This is a genomic window from Levilactobacillus acidifarinae DSM 19394 = JCM 15949, from assembly GCF_001434835.1.
Taxonomy (GTDB): Bacteria; Bacillota; Bacilli; order Lactobacillales; family Lactobacillaceae; genus Levilactobacillus; species Levilactobacillus acidifarinae.
Genome location: NZ_AZDV01000003.1, coordinates 54740 through 77493, shown reverse-complemented (window position 1 = coordinate 77493; position 22754 = coordinate 54740). Strand labels below are relative to the sequence as shown.

The following is a 22754-nucleotide window of genomic DNA, read 5'->3' as shown; positions in this document are numbered from 1 at the left end:
GTCATGAAATACTTTGGAACTGATGGTGTACGAGGCGTTGCGAATCAAGAGTTAACGCCAGAGTTAGCGTTTAAAGTGGGGCGTTATGGTGGGTACGTGTTGACCCAACACGCCGATAGCGAAAACAAGCATCCCCAAGTGCTCGTGGCCCGGGATACACGAATTTCCGGTCAATTGCTGGAGAACGCCTTGGTCGCTGGGCTGCTGTCCGTCGGCATCGAAGTCTTACGTTTAGGCGTCATCACCACGCCGGCCGTGGCCTACTTGGTTCGGACGCAGGGGGCCGCTGCCGGGGTCATGATCACGGCCTCGCATAACCCCGCCGAATACAACGGGATCAAGTACTTTGGGAACGACGGCTACAAGCTGTCCGACGACATGGAAGAAGAGATTGAAGCCCTGTTGGATTCCCCAACCGACGACCAACCCCGCCCGTCAACGGATGGGTTAGGCACGGTTGAAGATTACTCCGAAGGTAGCCAGAAGTACATCCAATTTTTGGAACAAACCATTTCTGACGATTTAGCCGGGTTGCACATCGCCGTTGATGCCGCCAATGGCTCGACTAGTGGTCTGGTCTCACGGTTATACGCCGACTTCGACTTAGACTTTGACACGATTGCGACGAAGCCTAACGGGGTCAACATCAACGACCAAGTTGGGTCGACCCATCCGGAAAACCTGCAAAAGTTTGTCGTTGAAAAGGGCGCCCAGATTGGGTTGGCCTTTGACGGTGACGGTGACCGGTGTATCGCGGTCGACGAAAACGGTGATATCGTGGACGGCGACAAGATCATGTACATCTGTGGGAAGTACATGGCCGAACACGGTCGGCTGAAGAAGGACACCATCGTGACCACGGTCATGAGTAACCTGGGGATGTACAAGGCCATGGAAGCGCACGGCTTAAAGTCCGTAAAAACCAAGGTCGGTGACCGGTACGTGGTCGAAGAAATGCTCAAGTCCGGGTACAACCTGGGAGGCGAACAGTCTGGTCACATCGTCTTCTTGGACTTCAACACCACCGGTGATGGCTTGTTGACCAGCTTACAACTGTTGCACATCTTGAAAGCCAGTGGTAAGAAGCTGTCCGAACTAGCTGCCGACGTCACGACTTATCCACAAAAACTGGTGAACATCCGGGTTGCCGATAAGCAAGCCGCGATGGAGAACCCCCAAGTGAAAGCCATGATTGCCACCGTTGAAAAGGAAATGAACGGCGACGGTCGTGTGCTGGTTCGGCCTTCCGGGACGGAACCGCTGCTGCGGGTCATGGCTGAAGCTCCAACTAAGGAAATCGTGGCCACCTACGTGGAACGGATTGCCGACGTGGTCCGGGCCGAAGTGGGCGTTAAAGAATAATTGAAAGTAAATAGAAAAGTCGTTGTTTCTGGCAACGGCTTTTTTTACTGACCTGACCTAGCGATGACAGGTCGTTCAACGGGAAATCCCCGGTAAATCAGCGAATGAGCGACTAAATCGTAAAGGAACTGTACGACCTTAATCAAATATTAAAACAGCGATAGACCATTTTGAGATTTTTAGATTGACAACCCTGCAGGAAGGCAGTAAAGTATAGTCATTCAAGAATAGTTTTCAAAATGTTTCAGTCTATACCAATTTTCAAGAAAACTCATTCATTTTCAACATTAAAATTAATCGAGACGTGATTTTCAGCACGTTCTCAAGAAAAGGAAGATTATTTATGTGTGGAATTGTTGGTGTCACGGGCAACGATAATGCCGTTAAAATCCTAGTTGAAGGACTTCAAAAGTTGGAATACCGGGGGTACGATTCAGCCGGAATTTACGTTAACGACCAGAAGGGCAACGACTATCTGGTTAAGACCAAGGGCCGGATTTCCCAATTACGGGAAAAAATCACGCCGGACGTTCACGGGTCAACCGGGATCGGGCACACGCGTTGGGCCACTCATGGGGTTGTCAGCGTGGATAACGCGCACCCACACTTTTCTAACGACGACCGGTTCTACCTGGTCCACAACGGTGTGATTGACAACTTCCAGGAAATTAAGGCGCAATACTTGAGTGACGTGCCTTTCCGGAGCCAAACGGATACCGAAGTAGTTGTTCAATTGATCGACAAGTTCGCCGTAGAAGACAACTTGGACGCGAAGTCCGCCTTCTTGAAGGCCTTGAGCCTGTTGAAGGGGTCGTACGCCTTCTTATTGATGGACCGCGAACAACCCGACACGTTATTTGTTGCTAAGAACAAGAGCCCACTGCTGGTTGGTGTGGCGGACGGCTTTAACGTGGTCTGCTCCGATGCCATGGCGATGTTACGGGAAACTCATGATTTCTTGGAAATCATGGATGGCGAAGTGGTCACGGTAACGCCAAACGACGTGAAGATTCAAGACGCCGATGGTAATCCCGTGGAACGGAAGACCTACCACGTGGACATGAACGCCGACGAAACCGACAAGGGGACTTACCCGTTCTACATGTTGAAGGAAGTCGACGAACAACCAAACGTGATGCGGAAGTTAGCCCAAACCTACTTGTCCGAACACGGCGAACCCCAAATTGATGACAAGCTGATTAAGGCCATGCAAGCTGCTGATCGCTTATACATCATCGGGGCCGGAACTAGCTACCATGCTGGGTTAGTTGGTAAGCGATTATTCGAACGCTTAGCGCACATCCCAACGGAAGTTCACGTTTCCTCCGAATTTGCTTACGAACAACCGATGTTAGCCGACAAGCCGTTCTTTATCTTCCTGACGCAATCCGGTGAAACGGCCGATAGTCGGGAAGTCTTGGTTAACGTTAACGATGCGGGTTACCCGAGTCTGACCATCACCAACGTGCAAAACTCCACGTTATCCCGTGAAGCCAGCTACACCTTGTTGTTGCACGCCGGTCCAGAAATCGCCGTGGCGTCAACTAAGGCCTACACCGCCCAAATCGCGTTGGAAGCCATCTTAGCTAAGGCACTGGGTGAAGTGAACGGGCAAATCGTGGCCCAAAACTTCAACATTCGTCAGCAGTTAGGGTTGGTCGCAACGGGGATGCAAGCCATCGTCGACGAAAAGGCCAAGATTGAAGACCTGGCCAACAACTACCTGATGAAGTCTAACCGGGCCTTCTACATTGGCCGGGGAATCGACCACGCGGTTTCGTTGGAAGCGGCGTTGAAGTTAAAGGAAATCTCTTACGTGCAAGCTGAAGGATTTGCTTCCGGTGAATTAAAGCACGGAACGATTGCCTTAATCGAAAAGGACACGCCGGTGATTGGGTTCATTACGCAAGCGAAGACGGCGGGCTTAACGCGCAGTAACTTGCAAGAAACCATGGCTCGGGGCGCTAAAACGATGACGATCGTGCGTGAAGGTTTGGCGATTGACGGCGATACGCTGGTCTTACCAGACGTTGACGAAATGTTGATGCCATTGTTGACGGTCGTGCCAGCCCAACTGTTGGCCTACTACACCAGTCTGAACAAGGGCCTGGATGTCGATAAGCCACGGAACCTGGCTAAGAGTGTCACGGTAGAATAACTCTAACTAAACATTGTATCGAAGGACCATGCCGAGGCGGCATGGTCCTTTTTCTATGGCTGTTTTTTCTGAATAGCTGTTTATAGTTTGAATTGATGATAAGTTCTGCAGTAATTAATTTAATCCAACTCTTAGCGGTAAATGATGGGTCAATATAGCACTTTTTGTACTGGTTATAAATCTTAATTCCCTTATACCAAAAAACGTTTATAAATTTAAAATTAATATAATGACCCACTAAATCCCGATAATACTAGGGATAGGGCGTAATGGATGATTGTCGTTAAATATTGATATTAAAAAATATGTAACAAATATCTATAAATGTAACTAAATTAATACTATAATGATGATTGTAATGAAGTACATACCGAGATTAATTATTTTGGTTAGTTATCTTTGCCATTTATCAGCATCAGTGGGGTTAATTTCGGTGTCAGAATGCGGGAGGAAAAACAGATGACAAAAGTGAAACAGATTGTAGCAGGGGTTGCAACAGTCGCAGGGGTGCTAGCATTGAGCGGACAGGCAGCGCATGCTGATACCACTTCAACCGTAACGAGCACCACGCCAACCGGGGAAAAGGCAACGCAGGATACGTTAGCTGAACAGGTCGAAAAAGCGCCTAACGTGGTTGCGGCAAAGGATAATGCGGCTAAAGCCGGGCAAACGACCACTACCGCCCAATCAACGGCAACGGTGGCGCAAACTCAACAGGCTACGGCGACGACCCAACAACAAACCGCAGCCCAGATCCAAGCGGCCACTCAAGCTAAGGTGGATGCGGCTCAAAAACTGGTCACCCAAACTAGTCAAGCCCAACAAGCGGCACAAACGGCTAAGGATCTAGCCGAAAAAACGGCCGTCACTCAAGACGGTGTGGTGACAACTGATCAAGCTGCCGTTGATGCGGCCACGAAGACTCAACAAACCGCTCAAGATGCTTATAATCAAGCAACGAATGCGGCAACGAATGCGACGCCAGCAAACGTGCAAGCCACTAAAGACCAAATTGACCAAACCACCACTAAGGTTGATCAAGATAAGCAAGCTGAAACGACCGACCAAACAGCGATTGACCAGGCCAAGGCCAATCAAACGGCCGCACAAACTGCCGTAACAACTGCGGACAAAACGGTCAAGGATGATCAGAATTCCGTTAAATCGGCTCAAGATAAGGTCGACCAGGCTAACGGACAGGTCACTCAGGATAACACCAACTTAACGACCCAACAGGCGGCATTAAAGGACGCCCAAACGACTGAAAAAACGGCCGGAGAGGCAGTGAACGCGGATAGTGCGGCGGTTAACACCACCCAAGACGCGATTAAGACGAAAAATGCCGACCTAGTTGCCGCGCAAACGGCTTTGGAACAAGCTAAGACCGCGGCGGCGGCAGTTACCCAAGCCTTAAGCGATAAACAAATTGCGCAAATTGCAGCCGACGTGAACGAAGCACAGATTGACCGGTATAATAGTTTGAAAAATACGCCGGTGGCGAACACGATTACCTTGCCTACGGGATATAAGGAAGCCTTGGCCAACATTGCGACGGCGATGAACAAGGTCGCTTTAGATAACGCCAAGAATGCTAATCAAGCGGGTACCGTTTCGGCAACCGAGCTGGCCGCAGACCAAGCCGCGGTCACCGCAGCCATCACGGCCGGTACGCCGGCACTTACCCAGACAGTTACCGGAAATACTTACCACGGTAATAGTGTGGACCAGAAGCTCACTTTTTCTGACCTGACGAAGTTAACCGGCCAACAACGTAATGAACTATCGATGTTCACGGCGGACATGGTCAACCAGATTCGGACGGCTCTGGGAAATACAGCAACGGCCGTGACGCAAGGGGCGGTAGACTTTGCTAACGATATTGCCAAGCAATACAGCCAGGACAATTGGGATCTAAACAAGGAAAAGGCGCACGATGTTGCGGCGATTACTAAGGTTGCTGGTGAGGATAAGTACGGGCTCAATGCAACCGGTAATTACTACGAAAGCCTGGGGAACGGCTACTTGACCATTACACCGGATAGTACCGGGAAAATCGCCGGCAACATGGATCAATTAAAGGAAGCTGTTTACAACACGATTCGGGATATGATGCTTCAAGATCAAAGTTCCTCGTTTGGCCACGCCCTAGCCTTAGCGGGCCAGTACGCGCCAACGGCGGCAAGTTACTTGGGAACGAGTTTTGACAAATTGGGGCAGGACCACTTTGAAATTGTGACGGATACACCCGCGTACATTTTGCCAGCATCTAAGTTCAATAAAGATGTAATGTCTTTAGATGGGACCCCAACGCCGGGAGTTACGGAGAATTATCAGGATCCTAATTATCGGAAGTTAAGTGTGGCTGAAGCGAATACCCAACGGATCTTAGCCACGGCCCAAGGTACGATCAATGACGGGGCCGAGTTAGAGCAGAAGTTGGCTGGCGCCCAAGAAAAGGTCGATCAAGTGACGGCCGAAGCAACTCAACTCGCAACACAGTTGAAGACCCAACAAGCTCAACTCGATACCGACCAAGCTCAACAGACGAAGGCCATCAATGATATCGCAACGCAACAGGCCAAAGTTGATGCCTTGAAGACCGCCTTAGCCACTGACCAGGCTGCTGCGGCCACTGCTCAACAAGCACTCACCGATGCTCAAGCAAAGGTTACCACCGATCAGCAGGCCGCCGATACGGCAACGCAAGCCTTAGCTACAGCAACGGATCAGGTGGACCAGTTAACCGCTAAGTTAGCCCAAGATCAGGCCACGACGAAGGCCGATACAGCAAAACTTGCCGAATTGAAGACGACGTTAGCCGATTATCAGACTAGCGCGCAGACCCTTGCGGCAGCGCAACAGGCTTTAACCAAGACTAATCGGGACTTGAAGACTGCCCAAGATAAGCTCGCGGCGGATCAAAAAATTCAGGCTCAGGACGCTCAAGATTTAGCGGCTAAGACGCAAACTTTAGCCGCGGCGACCAAGGCTTACGAGGATGCTTTAGCGGCACTGAAGGCCGCCGAAGCCGAATTAGCGGCGGCTAAAGCCAATGCGACGACGACGGCTGCCGAATTAGCCGCGGCAACCCAAAAGGTTTTAGCAGCGCAAACGGCCTTAAAGACGGCGCAAGCGGCACAAACGCAGGCCGATGCACAGGTACCGATTGAACGGGCTAAGGCCTTACAAGCCTTGCTAGATGCCGCTAAACCAGCTACGGGGGATCAGGGTGGAACGACAACGCCGGTAACGCCAGTAACACCGGTAACACCAGTGACACCAGTGACGCCAGTGACGCCAACCGTTCCAACGGCCTCGAACGTCACGGTGACGACCCCGACAACGCCAGTTGAACCCACCACTGTGGTGCCGACTGAGCCAGCCGTTACCGCACCAAAGACGGGGCAACGGACTAAGCAGACTAAGTCGACCCCTAAGACCACGCCAAAGTCTAAGAAACTTGGTGCGGCGGGCGCCCGTGGGTCCAAACGAGTCGCAGGCCAGCACGCGACTAACCAAATTGCTAAGGTCGCGCAGGGGCGGTATACAACTGGTCAAGCTAACGTGATTCAGACGGCGAACACCGGTCAAGGCCATGGTAAGACCGTCTTGAACATGACCGCTAATAACGCAACGAGCAAGCAACAGGTCGTATTACCAGGTCTGTCTGGAAAGCACGCGACGTTACCCCAAACCAACGATCAATCAGCAACGGGATTATCTTTGTTAGGCTTGTTACTGGGAGTATTTGGTTTAACGGCATGGCGGCGTCAGCGTAACTAACGGAAACCGAGCAATAAATCGTTAAAAACTAGGGACCGTCTTCGTGTTCGAGGACGGTTCCTTTGTTGGTGGTAAGAAACCCCGTCAATTAAGCATAAAATCTTGCGTTCCCTAACTTTTCGTTATATAGTGTTTTCATAACACAAGCGAGAAGAGGGTGACGACCATGAAGTATACGAAACGCGAAAATTCACACAAGAACCAAAAACAACGGGACGCCACGTTCGAAAAGTTCCGGAAACAGCAAAATGAATTAAATGCTAACCGACGAGGCGTTCGTCGGAAATAAGACGGGATCCGCTCACACGGATCACCGTCTTATTTGTTTTGATTTAGCTGGTGTTACGGCCTTATAGCGGCTGAATGGTTTCGTGACTAATACGAATATTGAGTGGTTTACTTGCAAAACTGGTCTAGAGCGATTATAATTGGGCTATACCATTAAGAGAGAAAGGTTGGATGCATTATGATGATGAAATTACAGAATATGCACGTTCAAATCGTGAAGGACCAGGCTGCTGGCGGCAAGGCTGGTTTCCAGATCTTCCAGCAAGCCTTAACGGCGGGAGCTAAGGTGTTGGGCCTAGCTACCGGGAGTACGCCCATTTCAATCTATCAGCAATTGGTCGCTAGTGACCTCGACTTCAGTCAACTGACCTCGGTGAACTTGGACGAATACGTGGGCTTAGGACCGGATCATCCCCAAAGCTACCGGTACTTCATGCAACAATACTTGTTTAACGCTAAGCCGTTTGCCCATTCTTACGTCCCCGATGGGTTGAATGCGGATGCGGCAGCCGAAACTAAACGTTACGATGACCTGATTGCGGCTAATCCCATTGATCTACAATTATTAGGTTTAGGGCGTAACGGTCACGTTGGGTTCAACGAACCGGGAACCGACGAACACTCCACGACGCATAAAGTTGCCTTAACGCAATCCACGATTGACGCGAACGCTCGCTTCTTTGACAACGAAGATGAGGTTCCCCGTTACGCTTACTCAATGGGTATCGGTTCTATCTTACAGGCCAAGGAAATTCTGATTGTGGCCTACGGGGAAGCCAAGGCTGCTGCGGTGGCGGCAATGTTACAAGGTCCCGTTACCCCAGACGTGCCAGCCAGCTTTTTGCAGACACATCCGAACGTTCACGTGATTCTGGACGAGGCTGCCGCCAGCCAGTTAAAATAAACCGCAAATTTCCGTCGTTTCTCCGATAAATTTTCGTCGCCAGTTTCAGGAATTATGGTATTCTTGTTCTGGAAGCGATTTTAAGGGGGAAACATCATGAAAGGAAGCAAACAGTGGCTGCTCGCCGTCGCAATCGTCGGCGTGGGCCTCAGTAGTGCAGTTGGGTTGAGTCATGCGGCGACGACCCAGCAAACCTTTATTTCAACATTAAAAAGCCCCGTGAAAACGGTGGCCAATCAATATAAACTTTATCCGTCCGTTATGATGGCGCAAGCGGCGCTCGAAAGTGGTTGGGGAACCAGCCAACTGACGTTGCAAGCGAACAACTACTTTGGAATCAAAGGAAGTTATAACGGTCAGTCGGTCAGTATGGAAACGTCCGAATATGACGCTAACGGGAAGCTTTACACCACGTCGGCTAATTTTCGGAAGTATCCCAGTGCTAAGGCGTCAATGACCGATAACGCCAAGCTCTTGCGTAACGGGTTGAGTGCTAATCCGACCTATTACAGTGGGACTTGGCGGGAAAATGCGGCTACCTATGCGGCTGCGGCGAATGCCCTAACGGGAACCTATGCCACCTCCCCGCAGTACGGGGCCTCGTTGATTTCCCTGATTCAGCAGTACGATCTGGAAAGCTTAGATAAGAAGGCCAGCACGACGACCAGTTCGTCGTCTAGCGCGGCTAGCAGCAGTAGTAGTGCCGCTACCGTTGAACCAACTGTGACCTACGCTACGGCCAAGTATTATGGCGCCAGCGGGACACAAACTGCGCGGCTCAGCGAAAAGTACACGGGCTATCGAGCCTACAACCACATCAAGGGAACCCGGGAGAAGGTCACTAAGACCGCCTGGAGTAAGCTTAAAGTGGGGACTGGTCAGTTGGTTTACTTGAATATGCGCGGCGTTAAGAAGGATCCCACAACCGGCAAGAAGACGACTTGGTACCGGGTCACTTTTTCCCCAGCTAAGACGGCGAAAAAGTACTGGGTTTACGGGTCAGCGTTAACTTTACCGACCGTAAAATATACGAAGGGAAAGGCCAACGTTAAGCTGAGTACCACCAGTGGGGACTACTATAATCACGTCTTTAACTCACCGTACCTGGCGAAGGCACAAGGGACGTTAGGCCAATTAACGGCCAAGACGTATGCGGCCGACCAACAGGCGGTGAAGACCCAAGATGGGGTTAAGAGTACCTGGTACCGGATTGGGGTCGACAAAGCGAAGTATTGGGTGGCTGCGGACCATACGGCGGCAACCCTGCAATACGATTACGTGACCTACACTAAGGCCAGTGGGACCAAGACGCTGAGCAAGAGCTATACCAAGTATCACGCGTATAATCACGTCAAGAAGACTCATTTTAATCAAAAGGAATTAAAGTGGCCCAGCCAGGCTAAGGCCGGTACTAAGGTAACCTTTAATCAGATTGGGACCAAACCGGCTTATAAAACAACCTGGTATCGTATCCAGTTCAGTGGTAGTCAGACCAACTACTGGGTGGACGCCCGGGCCCTAAAGTAACCCAATAGGTTTAACCCACGACGAGTTGTTTTGTCGTGGGTTTTTAGTATAATGGGGGAGTTAAGTTACCGCGGCTAAAGAAATGTCTAAGCTCGACGGGGAGGCTTCCCGTTGGGGGACGTTTTCTGGTATAATACTACAGATTAAGCGGCGGGCCAGTGGGTCACCGCAGCACACGCTAATAATTGAGTTAGGAAGTTTAATTCATGGATAATGCATATAAAATTAAGGTCCAAAACGTGACCAAGGAATACGACTTGTACAAGAGTCAGTCCGAAAAATTACGGTCGTTTTTCTCGTTACGGAACAGCAAGGTGCCACATTTTTGGTCATTAATGGGCATCTCCTTAGAGATTAAGCCGGGGGAAACGCTGGGATTGATTGGGGTCAACGGGTCTGGAAAGTCCACCTTGTCCAACATCATTTCTGGAATCATTCCGCAAACCACCGGGGTCGTTGACGTTCGGGGGGATACCTCGATCATCGCCATCGGGGCCGGCTTGCGGGGGAACTTGACCGGACTCGAAAATATTCGCTTGAAGGCCTTGATGCAAGGCCTGACCAATCCCGAGATCGATGCGTTGATGGACGACATCGTGTCCTTTGCCGACATTGGTGATTTCTTATACCAACCGGTCAAGAGCTACTCTTCCGGGATGAAGTCACGGTTAGGCTTTTCCATCGCCGTGCACGTTAATCCCGACATTCTGATCATCGATGAGGCATTGTCCGTTGGGGATGACACCTTCTACCAGAAGTGTGTGGACAAGATTGCGGAATTCAAGGATGAAGGCAAGACGATTATCTTCGTCAGTCACTCTTTGAAGCAAATTGAAATTCTGTGTGACCGGGTCGCCTGGATCCACTACGGCACGTTAAAGGAAATTGGCGACACGGCTTCCGTGGTCAAAGATTACCGGGGCTTTACTAAGTGGTTCAAGGCTCAGACCAAAAAGGAAAAGAAGCACTTCCAACGCCAGATGAAGGCTAACCAGAAGGCCTTCGATATTGACGCCTACCAGAAGGAAGTGACAGATGAACGTCAAAAGACCGAACCGGATAACTCTAACGTGGCGGCCGAGGTCAAGAAAGACTTTTATGGGTCCGTCATCAGCGAAAAAATGAGCGTGGGCAACCGGATTCTGACCACGGCGGTCGGTATCTTGTTCGTCCTGGTCTGCTTAGTTAACGTGTCGGGTCACACCGTGGGCGACGTGATCCAGCATCCGTCGAATCTAGTGCACCCTGAAACGGTTCTTCACGACGCTAACGCCACAAATACCGTCAAATAATTAAAAAAACATTAAAAAATAGATAGATTTCTATCATTTTTAGTGGTATCTTTAACTTACCATTTATTTACCCCCTTAATCGGGTTGCCCAATGAATCCGATCAAGGATTTATCTCTCATTTGGTGCAGACTAAATGGTGGCCGGAAAGCTTGTCTTTCCGGCTTTTTTAATCGAAAAGAAGAAACCGCTTAACTTTTTATTGGAAAAGTGTTGACAGCGCTTACAGAAACAAGTATATTATTAACTGTAAGGTATTAATAATTACCTTCTAATCAATTCTCTTTCTCTCTTATGCCGACCACTACCATTCCCTGGTAGTGGTTTTTGTTTGGCCTAAAACCCGGTATAATGGACGTATTGTGAGGAGGGAGTTTTTTAATGAAAAGTCATGAAACCTTTACCTTAATCGAAGAAATCACCCGGCTAGACGGGTCGAAATACATGGAAATTAGTGACATGGTCCAAAACGGGCGCGCGGAATTAGCGGCCGAACGCGGGTTGATCAAGCAGGTCCGCATTCTGCAGCTGAACATTGCCCACACGCCCCACGTGCAGGCCTACGAAGACTACGTTAACGAGAACTACGAGATGCCCGCCGAGGACTTTACCGAGTTTCAGGAATGGGCTAAACCGGCCGAGATTCAAAAGGAAATCGACGCGATTTTACACGAAAACCATATCGGTTAAACCCAAAGAAGGGGACTGCGAATTTTTCGCGGTCCCCTTTCACGTTAACTGGTCCCCTGTTTTTTTCGGGATTGGCTCTTGGGACCGTCCCGATAAGCTCGTAGACTAGACCTTGTTAAGCGCGGGGCTGCCAAACGCTTTGCCAGGCGTGAATGCCCGCGATGATCTGGGCGTCGTCGACCTGACGAAAGCTTAAGATGAGACTCTGATAGTCTTCGCGACGGTCGACCCAGCAACGGTCGGGGTCGACCAGGCCGACCCCGGCTTGAGCCGCCGTGGCGATGACGTCACTCGCCCGTTCCCCGGTGGTCAGGCGTAAGGTCACGACCGTTCCAGCGGGGGCGCCCAGCGGCACTAACGCGGCCCCAAAGGCCGTTTTTAGGGTACCCAGGAGGATTTGACGGCGGTTAGCGTAGACTAGCGTGAGCTGGCGCATAAAGCGCTCTAACGCGTCGTTAGCGATCAAATGGCTGACGATTTGTTGTTGCCATTGAGAATTACGGTTGGGCAGCTTACTATACTTAGCCTGATAGATTGGGACCAAGTTCGCGGGAATCACCAGAAATCCCAGACACAGCGCCGAACCCAGCGTGTCGTCGTAGTTGCCGTAATAAAACGTGCGCTCGGGATAGTCGTGAGCTAGTGCCGGTGCGGGGGTGCCACTGTAGTCCAACGTGCCGTCGGTATCGAGTTCAATAAGGTAGCGTTCTTGCGCACGGGCCCAGGCGGCCAACCGTTGGCGCTCGGCAATCGTGAAACCGTAACTGGTAGGAAAGTTGTGCGTGGGCGTCAGGAGGTATCCCAACGCCGCGGGCCAGGTCGTGGGGGCCGTTTCCGGGGTGAAGGGGACCGTGGGAACGTCTAAGCGTGGCCAAACGTGACGAGCGTTGGGCGCCGTGGGATTGGCCACCCCGAGGCAATCCGTGGTCAATTCTGGGAGCAAGTTGGCGATGATGCCGGCCGCCTCGTTGAAACCGCTGGTAACCACCAACTGCTCCGGGGTGGCGTGAATGCCCTTGACCCGGGCCAACATGGCCACCAATTGGCGGCGGTACTGTAAGTCCCCGTTGGCCGGTTGAATGTGGGGCAGACCGGTAAACATCATGGCCTGTTCGGCGTTGCGCCAAGCCTGCTTGGGAAATAGGCGGAGATGGTCGTAGCTTTCCGTGAAGTCGTAACGAAACTTTTCGGTGGTCGCCGGTTGGGCCAGGGCATTCATGTCCGTGAGGTAGGGCAATTGCTGGGTGACGTGGTAGCCGGCCCCGGGTTTACTGATGACGTAACCTTCCGCGACCAGATCCTGGTAGGCGTGGTCGACCGTGTTGCGGCTGACGCGTAGTTGCTGGGCCAGAAACCGGGTGCTGGCAAGAACCTGCCCCGGTTGCCGGACGCCGGTCTCAATCTCGGCGCGCAGCTGGCGGTAGAGTTGATGATAGAGCTGTTCGTGACTCTGTCGGTTCAGAGTTAACATGCCCAGACCTCCTTGTAAAAGTCATTAAATCTAGTTTAGCGCAAAGAAAGGACTTTTTAGCCATGAAAATCTTATTAATCAATGCTCATCCCGATTACCAAAATCCCCAACGAACGATTAACCAGTTAACCGCCACGGCTCAAGCGACCATCGTCCAACAGGCCCCTCATGCTGAGGTTGAAACGTTGACCTTGTACGATCCGGCTACCCAGATTCCGCGCATCACGGCCGAAACGTTGGCGGCAACGGAGATGTCGTCGGCGCAACGCCACCTGATTGATCAATGGAAGGCCGCCGATTTAACGGTGATTTTGATGCCGCTGCATAACTTTAACGTGGTCAGCAAGCTCAAAGACTATCTCGATAACGTTTTTATTGCCGGTGAGACCTTTAAGTACACGGCCGATGGTTCGGTGGGGCTGTTGAGTAACCAACACAAGGTGGTCTACGTTCAGTCTAGCGGGAGCGACTACGCTCACGATTTCCGGTACGTGACCGCCGACATCGCGCCGTATTACTTGCGGACCATCATGAATCTGATGGGTATCACGACCATGGAAGTGATTCGTGCGCAGGGGTTAGACCTGGCTAACAGCAACAAGCCCGCCATCGTCGAGGCCGCCAAACATCAACTAAGCGCCTACCTGACTAAGGTGTTGACCCCGGCCGATTAAGGTCTTGACTTCGAGGCCACTCTAAGTTGTAGGCTGGTGGTAGAGGTGAGCGACAATGACGGAACTAGAAAAGCTAGCGGCGGGCGATTGGTACGATTTTAGGGACCCCGCAGTAGCGCAACGCAAGGCCCGAGCGGCGAAACTTTGCCAGGAATTTAACGCGATTCCGGCAACGGAACCGGACCGGCAAACGGCTAAGATCCGGGAGATTTTCGGGTCTACCGGGCAACGCGTCTCGGTCCAGGCCACGTTTAATTGTGATTATGGCAAGAATATTCACGTTGGCGAGGACTTCTTGAGTAACTATAACCTGACCATCCTGGACATTGCGCCGGTCAATATCGGCGCTCACGTGATGGTGGGACCTAACGTCGATATCTACACGGTCAATCACCCGTTGACGGTGCCTGGACGACGGGGGTATTTGGCTAAGGCTCAGCCGGTGACCATTGGCCACGACGTCTGGATTGGGGGCAAGGTGACGATTAACCCTGGGGTCACCATCGGGAATAACGTGGTGATTGCTTCGGGGGCGGTGGTGACTCACGATGTCCCGGATAACGTCTTAATTGGCGGGGTGCCGGCCAAGGTGATTCGGCCGTTAGCTGAAAAATAGGGTCCTAAAATAAAGGAACTCCGCGAAAAACTCGTGAAGTTCCTTTATTTTATATCGCGATTAGAATCGTGATTCATTATCCCTTAATCGGTCCGCAAGACCCGGTCGGTGGACTTGGTGGCGTTTAAGCCTTTAAGTCGTTAAGGTATTCGAATAAAATACCGTCCCGTAAACCGGCGTTGGAGAAGGTGATCTGTTGTGAATCCAATAACCGCATCAACAGGGTGACTGGAATCAGCCCCCCCACAATGATGTCGGCCCGTTCCTTGGAAAGCCCGGGAACCTTTTTGCGGCCTTCTAGGTCTAAGCCCAGTAGTTGGGTCAGGGTCTCATAGACGTCTTCGTCGGTCAGCTTGTAACCGTGGACGTCCTCGGCGTTTAAGAAGTTCTTCTTGCGCCGGTTGATCTTGGCCAGCGTCCGGTTGGCGCCCCCTAGGCCGATGATCGGTAGGCTGGTCGCCTCACGTAACCACCAAACGTCGTTGAAGACGTTGTTGACGAAGGTCATGGCCTTAAACAGCGAAGCGGCTTGGACCACGTCGGCCTCAAGGTAACTTTGCGATAGGGTCACCGACCCCAACGGAATCGACACCACGTGTTTAAGTTGTTGATTTTGTACTAGAATCAACTCGGACGAGCCACCCCCGGTATCGACGATCAAGCCGTTGACCATCGGCAGGGTGTTGATGACCCCCAGGTAGTCGTAACGGGCTTCCGTGGCGCCGGAGATGACCTTGAGCGTCAGGCCGAGTTTTTCTTTGACCTGTTTCAAGAATGCCTTTTGGTTAGACGCTTGACGCACGGCCGCCGTGGCGACGGCGTGAATGTCGGGCTGCTCCAATTGACTGTAAACGTCTTTGAAGTCGCTGAGAGCGGCCAGGGTCCGCTCGATGGCGTCGGGCTGGAGAACCTTCTCTGGCCCCATGTTAGCCGAAAGACGCACGTAACGTTTGATTTGGTTGACCGTTTGATAATTGCCATGACCGTCGACTTCGGTGATGGTCATGCGTACTGAGTTGGATCCCAGGTCGATGACGACGAGGTTTTTCATTGTTGAGGACTCCGATCCATAGGGGATTTCGTCTGATTCTTAGGGCTAAGCATGGGCCGGAATTGCCGGGGAGCGCCCACGGGCTGATCCGTATCTTGGGGGAGTTGCTTAGTCTTAGCTTCAGCCGCTTGCATAAACGCAGTTTGGGCGTCCAGGGGCTCCAACCCCCGCCGGTCGACTCTGGTAAACCCACGGTCGGCCTGCAACACCCGCGTTTTAACGTTATCATCCCACATGGTCCGGAAAATATCAAAGATCCGGTGGCGAAGGTTGGCGTGCAGAATCGGGAAGAGCAGTTCGACCCGCCGATTCAGGTTTCGGGTCATTAAGTCGGCACTGGACAGGTAAACCTGTTCGTCGCCGCCGTTAGCGAAGGCGTAGATCCGACTGTGTTCCAGGAAACGACCCACAATCGAGTGCACTTCGATGTGATCACTGATGTCGGGGATGCCGACGTTTAAGCAGCAAATGCCCCGAACAATCAGTTGAACGTGAACGCCGGCGTGCGAGGCTTCGTAGAGCTTGGCAATCATGGCCGAGTCGGACAGCGAGTTCATCTTCATCTTGATCCAGGCGGGTTGGCCGAGCCGGGCGTTGTTGATTTCTTCGTTGATGCGGCTGACCAGAAATTCGCGGATGCCGTCCGGTGACATGTGGAGTTGGTGGAAATACGGTGGTTCGGAGTAGCCCGACAACATGTTGAAAATGTTGGAGGCGTCGATTCCCATGTCCGTATTGGTGGTGAACAGACCCATATCGGTGTAGAAGTGGGCGGTGACGTCGTTGTAGTTCCCGGTTCCCATGTGCATGTAGCGGCGAATGCCGTCCTCTTCACGCCGAACGATCAAGGCCAATTTACAATGCGTCTTTAGCCCGATTAACCCGTAGATGACGTGACAGCCCATCTTTTCGAGTTGTTGGGCCCAATGGACGTTGTTTTCTTCGTCGAACCGCGCCTTGACTTCGACCAAGACGGTGACCTGTTTGCCGTTTTGGGCGGCGGTCCCTAGTGATTTGATGATCGGGGAGTTGGCGGAGACCCGGTAGAGGGTCATCTTAATAGCCAAGACCTCGTCGTCGCTAGCGGCTTGCTTGATCAGGTTCGTCACGGCGTCAAAGGAATCATAGGGGTGTTGGACGAAGACGTCGTGGTCGCGAATCGTGGCGAACAGGTCGTCTTCGGCACCCATCCCCGCCGTCTGTGCTGCGGTGAACTTCGGGTACCGTTCGTGGTCGAGGTCCGTCATCTGCTTGGTCCATTTGCCTAAGAAGGTCAGGTCGATGGGGCCGCCGATGCTGTAAATGGCGTAAGCTGGCACCTTGATGGAACTAGCTAGGCGTTTCTGAAGGGCCGGGGAGATGCCAGATTCGACTTCTAACCGCACGGCGCTCCCGTGTTCCCGTTGCTTGAGTTGGTGTTTGACTTCCTTCAATAGGTCGGAGGTGTCTTCTTCGGCGACGTCGAGGTCCATGTCGCGGATGACCCGGTAATTAGCGGCTTCTTGAACTTTGTAACCCAAGAAGAGGTCGCCGATGAAGGTTTTGATGATGTCTTCCAACAGGATGAAGTCATTCTGAGCACCCGGTAACCGGACGGTCCGGGGGAAGATATCGGGCACTTGCACTGTGGCAAAACGCTTGTCGTGTTTGTCGCCAGCCTTATGGAGACGCAGGGCGATGTTTAACGTGTTATTGCCGATAAACGGAAACGGCCGTGAACTGTCGACCGCCATGGGGGTCAACGCGGGCGAAATTTCGTTGTTAAAGTAGTGTTCGATAAACCGTTGTTGGTCGGTGGTCAGGTCCTGGGGCGTCTTGAGATGGACGTTCAGGTTGGCCAGTAGTGGCAGGAGCATCCGCGTCAGGGTGGAGTATTGTTTGATGACTTGGTCGTGGGCCTTCGCGTTGACCGCGAGGAGTTGGTCTTCGGCGGTCATCCCCGAGGCGTCGGCCTTGGGATAATTGACGGCGGCGAGTTTCGCCAGTGAGGCGACGCGGACCATGAAGAATTCATCGACGTTGCTCTGGGTGATGCCTAAAAATCGAACCCGTTCCAATAAAGGGTTGGTCTTGTCGCGCGCCTCGTCAAGCACCCGCGCGTTAAAGTCTAACCAACTTAATTCTCGGTTAGTGTAGTATTTAGTTTTCTGAAATTCTGATGTCATTTGTGCACCCTCCTCTGTTTAAACACGGGCTGTAACCCGAAGACGTCCGTGAAAAATTCAGCCTTGCGCGTGAAAGCCCAGTGAACCAGTTCTAGGTCGTCATCGCTAAAGGCGGTGATGATGACCTGAGTCGGCCGGACGGAAACGGAAATTCGTTCGACGGTCTGTTGGTGGGCGTCGTCTAGGGCGTCGGCTAACCGTAAAATGGCCGCTAGCTTGGCGATGGCCAGACGTTTGGACGATCCGAGCTGCCGGAACCGGTCCAGTTCACCACCGGGCGTACGGGCGCTATGGTAACGCGAGACCGCGGCGATAATCTGGGTTTCTTCGGCGGATAACCCCAAAATTTCGGACTGTTGCAGCACGTAGTCCGAATGCAGGTAGTGCTGATGGGTATCGATGAAGCCGCCGCTGTCGTGGACGATGGCCGCGATGTGTAGCAGTAACCGGTCCCGCGCCTTTAAGTGGTGGAGGGGCTTCAATTGGTCGAAGAGGTGTAACGCAAACTTTTCAACCAACGCCATGTGGTGTGGTTCGACCCGGTATCGTTGGGCGACCGCGTAAGCCGCGCCCAGGATCTGCTTGTTAAAGTCCTGCTTGCGGTAGTAGCCTTCCGCGATGGCCCGGTTGGTGGTCAGTCCGTCTAAGACGTTTAAGTTCACTAGGTGGACCTGCTCAGCGTGGACCACGGCCAATAATTTTTGAATCAGACGAACTTCGGGTAAGACCAACCCGATGGCTTCTTCGCTGACCTGTAAATGTTCCATTAAGTATTGGTCTGAGGCGGCGGTGACTTCGTGGGCGAACTGTTGGAACCGTTCGAGTGAGAGGGTGTAGCTATTTTGTCCCTTAGGAATGAAGAACCCGTTCAGCGGGGTAGCGCCAATCAAGATCACCTGATTGGTGGCTTGCTGCAGGTCTTCCGGAATAAACCGGTAGAAGTCGTCGACCTTGCTGTTGATATAGTCGTCTAATACGGCTACGGGATTCGGTGCGGTGGTTCGCAGATTTTGCAAGACTTCCTTGGCCCGCGTGGGACCCAGTTTCATGTTCGGTGAGGCTTGTAATTCGTGGTGATTGAAAAACGAGAAGGTGGTACTGCCGGAATTCAGGCCGATGATGGCTGCGTGCTTCTCGGTCAACCGTTGGTAGTCGGCGAAATGAATGGCGACGGCTTCGTTGCGGACGAAGGATTCTTCGCTCAACGATAGCCAGTGTAACCGCAGGCCGGTCCGCACGTAGAGTTGGTCCCGAATGAAGTCAGCGTTAGGGGCACTGGAAAGGGCTTGGGAGCCCCAGGCCTTATAGTGGGTGACGCCGTAGTCTTTAAAAATTTGGAGAAATCCGCGGAGCGCTTCAGCAGCGTCTACGACGGTCTGTAAGTCGATATCGACATGGTTGTAAATATTTTCCCCGATGGCGACGGTCGATTGAACGTGTTCGGCTTGTTGACCGGTTTTGAGATTGACAATTGAAAGTTCCATGCTAGTCACGTTGACCAGAATGGCGCCAAAATAATTATCAGCCATATGCTCATCTACTTTCTTGATAAATTTAAGGTAATGGTGTTGAAACGAGAAATTGTTCTGAAAAACAATTTTGATGGTGCGAACGCTTCCGAATTCAGCAACGGTCTCCCTTACTCCGTGAACACCTGATTATCCATAATTAGGCGCTCGAGATGTTTTTCCGTTCGTTGCGTTTTCGGTGGTAGGGCCTGATAATCCCCGTACATGGTGGTTAAAATTGTCGCATAGTCTTGCGGAACTTGAACGGATAGTGTCTCAAAGGGAACGGTCGTTAGGTCGCTGACCTGCTTAACGGTGAAGACTTCCTTATCATAGGCGTACTGGGAAGCCAGATTTTTTACCTGCGTGAGGTCGGCGCGGGCCTGGTATTGGGTCATGACCGTCTCGCGCGCGTCCTTTAAGGCCTGCACATCGGCCAATTGATCGGCGTCCAAGGGACTTTGCAATTTCATCAACGGGTTATTAACTAAATGATACCGCAGTTGGAGCAAAATTCGGGTATTGTACCACTGGAATTTAGCTAACTGTTCGCGTTGCTGGGCGGGCTCGTCGGAAATCCGGTCGAGCGGAAAGATGTCGATGAACACCCCTTTACGGGCGTTGTTGACGTTGTTCTTCTCTTCAATATAAGTATTGCGGTCAAGTAACTTGGCGTAGCTTAGCGCGTAGTTCGGATCGCTGTTGGGTGTTTGGAGAAAATAGTGGGAGTCGGCTAACAGGTCAGGAGCGGCGGCTAAAAGCCGGTCGTAGTCGGCCCGTAGTAGCCCAACGTCCACGTCGTCGTCCCAGGGGATGAACCCCCGATGACGAATGGCCCCCAATAACGAGCCACCTAATAACAGGTAGGGCAGGTCTAATTGCGCACAGAGTTGCGTGAATTGGGCTAAGTTCCCCAGCTCAACGTGGTGAATTCGATTGATTAAAGCGGACATCTAAAAATCCTTTCTGCCCCGTGAAATGGCGCGAGTTTTCTGAATAAATTTTTGAGGGCACCGGTGGTAAAATGGGTACGCGACGGCCTCCTTTCTAAGCCCTAAAACATTTCTCTATTCTACCATAACTTAGTTCAGGCTATTGCCGGTCGCGCACGAAAAAAACTGGTATTTGCGGAATGTAAATGCTAAGATAAAAATCGTATTTTGAGAATTGTAGGTGGGGATTCATGGCTGAACAAGAACAACCCTTATTAGACGCCTTCATCGACGTGTACATGAGTTCGTTAAAGTATCTGGATGAATTTATTTCGGAGCCAGCCAAGGCGTTTCATTTGTCGTTTGAACAGTATTTGATTTTGCGCGAAATCACCCGGCACAAAAATGTGACGTTGATGGATATTGCCAGCCAACGGCAGGTGACCCGCAGTGCGATTTCGCGCCAGATTCGGGTGTTGTTGCGGCAAGGCTATTTACGCCAGCAACCCGACGAAAATGATCGTCGCCGATTGTATTTATTGGCCACCCCGGCTGGTGAACAAGCCGAACGGTTAATCCGCCAACGGATTGATCACCGGTTTCAGGGGTGGTTGGATATGTACGGCGAAGACCAGGCCCAGGAACTTCTGAACTTTATTCGGAACTTCAGCCAGGTGACCCGCCTAAAAAATCGAGATAATTAACCTTGAAATCAAAAGGAGATTGAAGTCAATGAGCAAAAAGCGCATGAGTAACGAAGAAGCCAAGCGCTGGCGCAAGATTGTCTTCATGGATGACGACCACGAGGATAAGCGTCCGGGACGCCACCCCAAGTCGTACGTATACGGCGAAGCACAGTCAAAGTCATGGTGGCAACGGCTGAAGGGTCATCTGTCACATCGTTAATGAAAAGGACCACACGCAGCTTAGCGGCTGGGCGTGGCCCTTTTTTACTTGGCCTTGACGGTTACCGGTTCGACGTCGCTGAATTGATCGACCAGTGCCACGGTCACGTTAGGACTGCCGCCCAGGAGCTTGGCGACGGGACAACGCCGCTCCGCTAAGTCGGCCATGGCGATGGCCGTTTGCCGGTCAACGTCCGGAATGCGAATTTGCGCGGTCACGTAGAATTGAAACCCCTTGGTGTCTCGCGCGTATTCGACGATGGTGTGGACCTGCGAGGTGTGCGGTAAATGGCGCATCTTTTCGATGGCCTCGAGCGTCGCGTTGAGGCAGGTACTCAAAGCCAGCCCCAAGAACTGCTCGGGGTTCGCCCCCGGGGTCTCAGACAAGGGCGAACTGGTCACCACGTCGAGCCCCCCGGGAACGTAGGAGTGACTGTTCAACCCGTCGTCATTAATGGCAACGGTACGGTATAAGGGTGGGAATTTCTCACGATCGATGGACATGGTGAAGTAACCCCTTTCATAGTCTACTCTTAGCCTACGCCGGTTAGAATTAAAACACAATTGATTAACGTTAAAAATGATCGAGCCTTTACTAAGCTAAACCATTAATGATTCTAGCTGACAAATAGTGTGAACTATCGGCCGCCGAATTGAATGACAACCGGTTGCGCATTATTACTAGACCAATTAGTAAAAATCACAATTAATTTGATAGTTAGTTAACCGAAATACCGGAAATTAAGCCCGGAGCAGCAAGCCGTGTAAAAGTTTTGTAATATTTCAATTTAGGGGTAGACCGCTTAAAAAAATGTGCTTATAATATACGATGACAGGAATTAGAACACTGGCGCAAGCATCTGGGGGGAGCCATATGTTAGATAATCAGCTGTCAGAAGAAAAGCGTAAGTTTCAAATGCTCACGTGGCGCGCGCAAAAACACGGCGCGCAAGTTGTTGCTGAGGAGCGCATGCGGCAATTCACAGCAACGATTGCTGAGCAGGAGGCCATTATGCTCGCGGCGCAGACCCGTCGAGCGGTTGTGCCGGTTGGGTAACCGGTTAGTCAGGTGAAGAGTCCCGATAAAGGGGGCGACGACATGAAGCATCCAGGAATGTATTATGTTTATTACACCTGTGGCTGGCTATTTATCGCAATCATGCTGGTCGCAATTTACCACTTAGGTGTGGTATGGATTTCTGCAAGTCAGATGTAGAAGAAAAGAGTTGAGGCGTTCTCGTGCGGGAACGCCTTTTTTGACGAAAAATGAGTTGCCGGGGGTGTCAAAATTGAAATTTTAAGATGCTTTGGTAGACTAGAAATTGAACTTGAGTTAATAAAAAATAGTGGTTAGTGAATTTTAAAAGGTAATAGTACCGGGATTTCTTTAGTATTCCCCACACGTGTGGGGGTGATTCCATCTCTTGAAT

General features: G+C 51.5%; 19 protein-coding genes. 13 read left to right on the top strand and 6 right to left on the bottom strand.

What is annotated here, in order from left to right:
* Positions 1 to 3: 3 nt before the first annotated feature.
* The 8 genes from glmM (at position 4) to FD25_RS00965 (ending at position 12002) form a co-directional block, all read left to right on the top strand.
* Positions 4 to 1362, top strand: a complete 1359-nt coding sequence (gene glmM, locus FD25_RS00995) for a phosphoglucosamine mutase (RefSeq protein ID WP_057800733.1) — start codon at positions 4 to 6, stop codon at positions 1360 to 1362.
* Between the two features lie 343 nt (positions 1363 to 1705).
* The gene (gene glmS / locus FD25_RS00990) at positions 1706 to 3520 is read left to right on the top strand and encodes a glutamine--fructose-6-phosphate transaminase (isomerizing) (RefSeq protein WP_057800732.1); all 1815 of its coding nucleotides are present in this window, start codon (positions 1706 to 1708) and stop codon (positions 3518 to 3520) included.
* A gap of 459 nt (positions 3521 to 3979) precedes the next feature.
* A complete protein-coding gene (locus tag FD25_RS00985) occupies positions 3980 to 7303 on the top strand; it encodes an SEC10/PgrA surface exclusion domain-containing protein (protein ID WP_162256255.1) in 3324 nt (1107 codons plus the stop codon).
* Positions 7304 to 7469: 166 nt separating this feature from the next.
* Positions 7470 to 7592: a hypothetical protein gene (locus FD25_RS14380; RefSeq protein ID WP_087741706.1), complete on the top strand. Its 123-nt coding sequence runs from the start codon at positions 7470 to 7472 to the stop codon at positions 7590 to 7592.
* Positions 7593 to 7790: 198 nt separating this feature from the next.
* Positions 7791 to 8495, top strand: coding sequence for a glucosamine-6-phosphate deaminase (locus FD25_RS00980; protein ID WP_057800928.1), 705 nt, complete (start codon positions 7791 to 7793; stop codon positions 8493 to 8495).
* 96 nt (positions 8496 to 8591) lie between these two features.
* Complete coding sequence (locus FD25_RS00975) at positions 8592 to 10022, top strand: glycoside hydrolase family 73 protein (protein ID WP_057800730.1); 1431 nt, start codon at positions 8592 to 8594, stop codon at positions 10020 to 10022.
* Between the two features lie 206 nt (positions 10023 to 10228).
* Positions 10229 to 11314, top strand: a complete 1086-nt coding sequence (locus FD25_RS00970) for an ABC transporter ATP-binding protein (RefSeq protein ID WP_057800729.1) — start codon at positions 10229 to 10231, stop codon at positions 11312 to 11314.
* 379 nt (positions 11315 to 11693) lie between these two features.
* Positions 11694 to 12002 (top strand): hypothetical protein, encoded by a 309-nt coding sequence (locus tag FD25_RS00965; RefSeq protein WP_057800728.1) that lies wholly within the window; start codon positions 11694 to 11696, stop codon positions 12000 to 12002.
* Positions 12003 to 12117: 115 nt separating this feature from the next.
* On the opposite strand, the gene FD25_RS00960 is transcribed toward FD25_RS00965, so the two are convergent.
* Positions 12118 to 13473 (bottom strand): aminotransferase-like domain-containing protein, encoded by a 1356-nt coding sequence (locus FD25_RS00960; RefSeq protein ID WP_057800727.1) that lies wholly within the window; start codon positions 13471 to 13473, stop codon positions 12118 to 12120.
* Between the two features lie 62 nt (positions 13474 to 13535).
* On the opposite strand from FD25_RS00960, the gene FD25_RS00955 reads away from it, so the two are divergent.
* Positions 13536 to 14147 (top strand): FMN-dependent NADH-azoreductase, encoded by a 612-nt coding sequence (locus tag FD25_RS00955; RefSeq protein ID WP_057800726.1) that lies wholly within the window; start codon positions 13536 to 13538, stop codon positions 14145 to 14147.
* Positions 14148 to 14202: 55 nt separating this feature from the next.
* Positions 14203 to 14763 carry a sugar O-acetyltransferase gene (locus tag FD25_RS00950; protein ID WP_057800725.1) on the top strand — a complete coding sequence of 187 codons (561 nt, stop codon included), beginning with the start codon at positions 14203 to 14205 and terminating at the stop codon, positions 14761 to 14763.
* A 124-nt stretch (positions 14764 to 14887) separates the two neighbouring features.
* Here the strand turns inward: FD25_RS00950 and ppx are convergent, their stop codons facing one another.
* From ppx to FD25_RS00930, 4 genes are all read right to left on the bottom strand, one after another.
* Complete coding sequence (ppx, locus tag FD25_RS00945) at positions 14888 to 15814, bottom strand: exopolyphosphatase (RefSeq protein ID WP_057800724.1); 927 nt, start codon at positions 15812 to 15814, stop codon at positions 14888 to 14890.
* The gene (locus tag FD25_RS00940) at positions 15811 to 17979 is read right to left on the bottom strand and encodes an RNA degradosome polyphosphate kinase (protein WP_057800723.1); all 2169 of its coding nucleotides are present in this window, start codon (positions 17977 to 17979) and stop codon (positions 15811 to 15813) included. The genes ppx and FD25_RS00940 overlap by 4 nt, the downstream gene beginning before the upstream one ends.
* A complete protein-coding gene (locus tag FD25_RS00935) occupies positions 17976 to 19508 on the bottom strand; it encodes an acetate and sugar kinases/Hsc70/actin family protein (protein ID WP_057800722.1) in 1533 nt (510 codons plus the stop codon). The genes FD25_RS00940 and FD25_RS00935 overlap by 4 nt, the downstream gene beginning before the upstream one ends.
* Positions 19509 to 19618: 110 nt before the next feature.
* A complete protein-coding gene (locus FD25_RS00930) occupies positions 19619 to 20440 on the bottom strand; it encodes a LicD family protein (RefSeq protein ID WP_057800721.1) in 822 nt (273 codons plus the stop codon).
* Between the two features lie 230 nt (positions 20441 to 20670).
* Between FD25_RS00930 and FD25_RS00925 the strand changes: the two genes are divergently transcribed.
* The gene (locus tag FD25_RS00925; protein ID WP_057800720.1) at positions 20671 to 21123 is read left to right on the top strand and encodes a MarR family winged helix-turn-helix transcriptional regulator; all 453 of its coding nucleotides are present in this window, start codon (positions 20671 to 20673) and stop codon (positions 21121 to 21123) included.
* A 28-nt stretch (positions 21124 to 21151) separates the two neighbouring features.
* Positions 21152 to 21325 carry a hypothetical protein gene (locus FD25_RS14205; protein ID WP_164480493.1) on the top strand — a complete coding sequence of 58 codons (174 nt, stop codon included), beginning with the start codon at positions 21152 to 21154 and terminating at the stop codon, positions 21323 to 21325.
* A 44-nt stretch (positions 21326 to 21369) separates the two neighbouring features.
* Here the strand turns inward: FD25_RS14205 and FD25_RS00920 are convergent, their stop codons facing one another.
* A complete protein-coding gene (locus FD25_RS00920; protein ID WP_057800719.1) occupies positions 21370 to 21828 on the bottom strand; it encodes an OsmC family protein in 459 nt (152 codons plus the stop codon).
* 370 nt (positions 21829 to 22198) lie between these two features.
* On the opposite strand from FD25_RS00920, the gene FD25_RS00915 reads away from it, so the two are divergent.
* Complete coding sequence (locus FD25_RS00915) at positions 22199 to 22381, top strand: hypothetical protein (RefSeq protein WP_057800718.1); 183 nt, start codon at positions 22199 to 22201, stop codon at positions 22379 to 22381.
* Positions 22382 to 22754 lie beyond the last annotated feature (373 nt).